The 2,754-nt window shown below is 42.3% G+C and carries 4 protein-coding genes; 2 read left to right on the top strand and 2 right to left on the bottom strand.

Features of this window, described 5'->3' with window-relative positions; all coding sequences use genetic code 11:
• Together R1Y93_RS00400 and R1Y93_RS00395 are read right to left on the bottom strand one after the other, a co-directional pair.
• On the bottom strand, window positions 1-944 hold a 944-nt coding region (locus tag R1Y93_RS00400), incomplete at its 3' end, for an Ldh family oxidoreductase (RefSeq protein ID WP_500821205.1).
• A 76-nt stretch (window positions 945-1,020) separates the two neighbouring features.
• Window positions 1,021-1,818, bottom strand: a complete 798-nt coding sequence (locus tag R1Y93_RS00395; protein WP_500821204.1) for an SDR family NAD(P)-dependent oxidoreductase — start codon at window positions 1,816-1,818, stop codon at window positions 1,021-1,023.
• A 337-nt stretch (window positions 1,819-2,155) separates the two neighbouring features.
• Between R1Y93_RS00395 and R1Y93_RS00390 the strand changes: the two genes are divergently transcribed.
• Complete coding sequence (locus tag R1Y93_RS00390; RefSeq protein WP_500821203.1) at window positions 2,156-2,287, top strand: hypothetical protein; 132 nt, start codon at window positions 2,156-2,158, stop codon at window positions 2,285-2,287.
• Between the two features lie 34 nt (window positions 2,288-2,321).
• The coding region (locus R1Y93_RS00385) for a substrate-binding domain-containing protein (protein WP_500821202.1) at window positions 2,322-2,754 on the top strand (433 nt) is incomplete at its 3' end.

Here is a 2,754-nt window from a genome sequence, read left to right as displayed (position 1 = left end):
ATACGGTCATGGCCTTCTGCTTTAGGACTTTCCCGTAATTCACGAAGCAGAGTGGACATTCTGTCTTTGATTTCTTTTTTGTCCCCGAAAATACCGTAGTCAATAGCCATAAAATGAAAAGATGTATCACCCATTCCACCATTTTCTACGTGAGGAGAAGTATGGCCGCCAGAGAAGATGCCTGTAAAAAGTTCTGCAATAATGCCAAGGCCATAGCCTTTATGGGAACCTGTATCCGTGGAAAAACCACCGATTGGGAAGATTCCGCCATAGTTTTTGGCTTTGATATTGTCAAGAACATGTTGTCCATCCTGGCAGCTGTGACCATATTCATCTGCAGCCCAGCCCTCTTTTAATGGTTCACCCCGTTTGTTGTAAATCTCGATTTTACCTCTGGGAACAACTGTTGTTGCAACATCGAACCAGAAATCATATGGATCTGCAGGCATGCAAAGTGCCAGAGGGCTTGTACCGAGCATAGGCTGCTTACCGAAAGTAGGAATAGCAATTGCTTCTGTGTTAGTAGCTGAAAATCCGAGAAGATCTTCATTTGCTGCCAGCTTTGGATAATAGCCTGCAATTCCGTAGTGGTTGCAGTTTCTTACAGTGACCGATCCAAAGCCATGCTCTTTCGCTTTACTGATTGCCAGTTCCATGGAGGTTCTGGCGGTTACCTGCCCCATTGTATGGTTTCCGTCAATCACTGCAGAAACAGGAGTTTCAAAAACAGTTACTGGCTTTGCTTTAGGATCTACCAGACCTTTTACAATAGAATTGTGATAACGGATCATTCGCTGGATCCCGTGGGATTCGATTCCATACAGATCAGCAGTAAGGACTACATCTGTAATTCCACGGCTTTCTTCAGGAGTAAAGCCATGTTTCTGAAATATGGTTTCGCAGTAAGTGCGCGCTTTTTCAATTGGTAAGTTTGTATAAGACATGAGAATACCTCCTGTAATGTACAGACCTGATAAATACTCAGGTCTGTGGGTCATAAGCGGATAAGCATCTGAGAGATCAGGTAAAATCCATGCCTCCGTTAATGTTGATCAGCTGTCCTGTTACATAAGAGCCGGACTGGGTAGCCAGCCATAGAATAGCTCCCGCAGAATCAGCACCTGTACCAAGACGGCCAAGTGGGATGCCTGGCAGTTCAGCAGCTATTTCATCTTCAAAGGTAGTGCCCTTTTCTGCAGCTGTTTTTCTTAAATATGCCCAGTGCATTTCTGTATCAGCAAGTGCGGGGCAGATGCAGTTGACTGTGATTCCATAAGGGGCAAGCTCCAGTGCCAGTGCCTGGCTCATGGTATGGATGGCTGCTTTGGAAGCACCATAAATACCGGAAGCTGCATGGCCTACTTTGCCGTACCAGGAGCCTGTATTTACGATAGTTCCATAACCCTGCTTTTTCATCTGGATCGCTGCGTATTTACAGCCATAAGCGAAACCTTTAAAGTTTACATTAAACACCTTGTCGATTAGCTCAGGAGTGACATCTGTGATAAGACATTCTCCACCGTTGATCCCTGCATTGTTGTACATAATATCCAGATGACCGAACATTTCAACAGTACGGTCGATAAGTTCTTTCATTTCATTTTCTTTGGTCACATCTACGATCATGCCAAAGCCCTGTATCTGAGGATAAGCTTCATGGATCTCATTCCATACATCCTGGATATCAGGAAGAATATCTGCAATTACTACATGTACTCCTTCTCCCGCCAGCGCCATAGCGCAGCCTTTTCCGATTCCTCTGGCAGCTCCTGTGATAATGGCAACTTTACCGGCTGCATTTCTGAAATTTGAGTTCATATTTCCTCCTTCTCGCCCTGTATGAGCAGTTCATTATGGCATTGACATAAAACCGATAAGAACTTGATATCTTTATCTTTAGCATTGGCAGGATGGAAAGTCAACATGGATGGAAAGTGTTCCATTTAGAATGAAATTTTATCAAATAATTTTATAAGAAAATCAAAGGATACAATATTTACGGTTCCATAGTTTTGAAGTATCATTTAATCACATGATATAAACATAAGAGATTAAAATAAATTTAAACATGTGTATTGCCATGTATCTGTGAGGGTATCGGGCAGTTATGAGAATCAATTAGAAATCCGGGCAAAAGGGGGCAAAATGAAAAGCTATGGACAGTAAAAAATCGAAAAAAGCAAGGATATTTCTTGTGGTAGTGATCTTATTATCAGCAACTGTCTGGAAATACATTGGTCATGAGAAAAAAGAAAAAAAGATAGAAGTAACGGAAGCTGAGGCTTAGGCCAAACAGAGGGTGGCTTTTTCGATGGCAGAGGGTGAGGACCCATGGGACTGTAAAGCTGGTGAATGAATTAAATGATGCTGCCAGGGAAAAGAATATGGAGTTGATCTATCATGAACCAGAAACAGTAACAGCAGAATGGCAGAAAAAAGATATAGAAGCTCTTCTGGAGATGGATATTGATTATCTGGCAGTTTTTCCAAGGGATGAAAAAATACTTCCGGAAATCCTGACAAAAGCAGAAAAAAAGAAGGTTCCGGTGATCCTGATCACGAAAAATTTATGCTACCGAAACAGATGTGCTGCACTGATTTCTATTGATTATGAATTGGAAGGTCAGTTGGCAGCAAGAGTACTGGCAGAAAATAGCAAAGGAGAAGATTGTAACATTGTGGAGATCAAAGGTCCTGAGGAGTCTACGGTTGCCCAGGCAAGATCCAGAGGATTCCGAAGGGAACTTGTTAAAT

The organism is Blautia sp. HA3515 (assembly GCF_059933065.1).
This window is presented reverse-complemented; position numbering and strand designations above follow the sequence as displayed.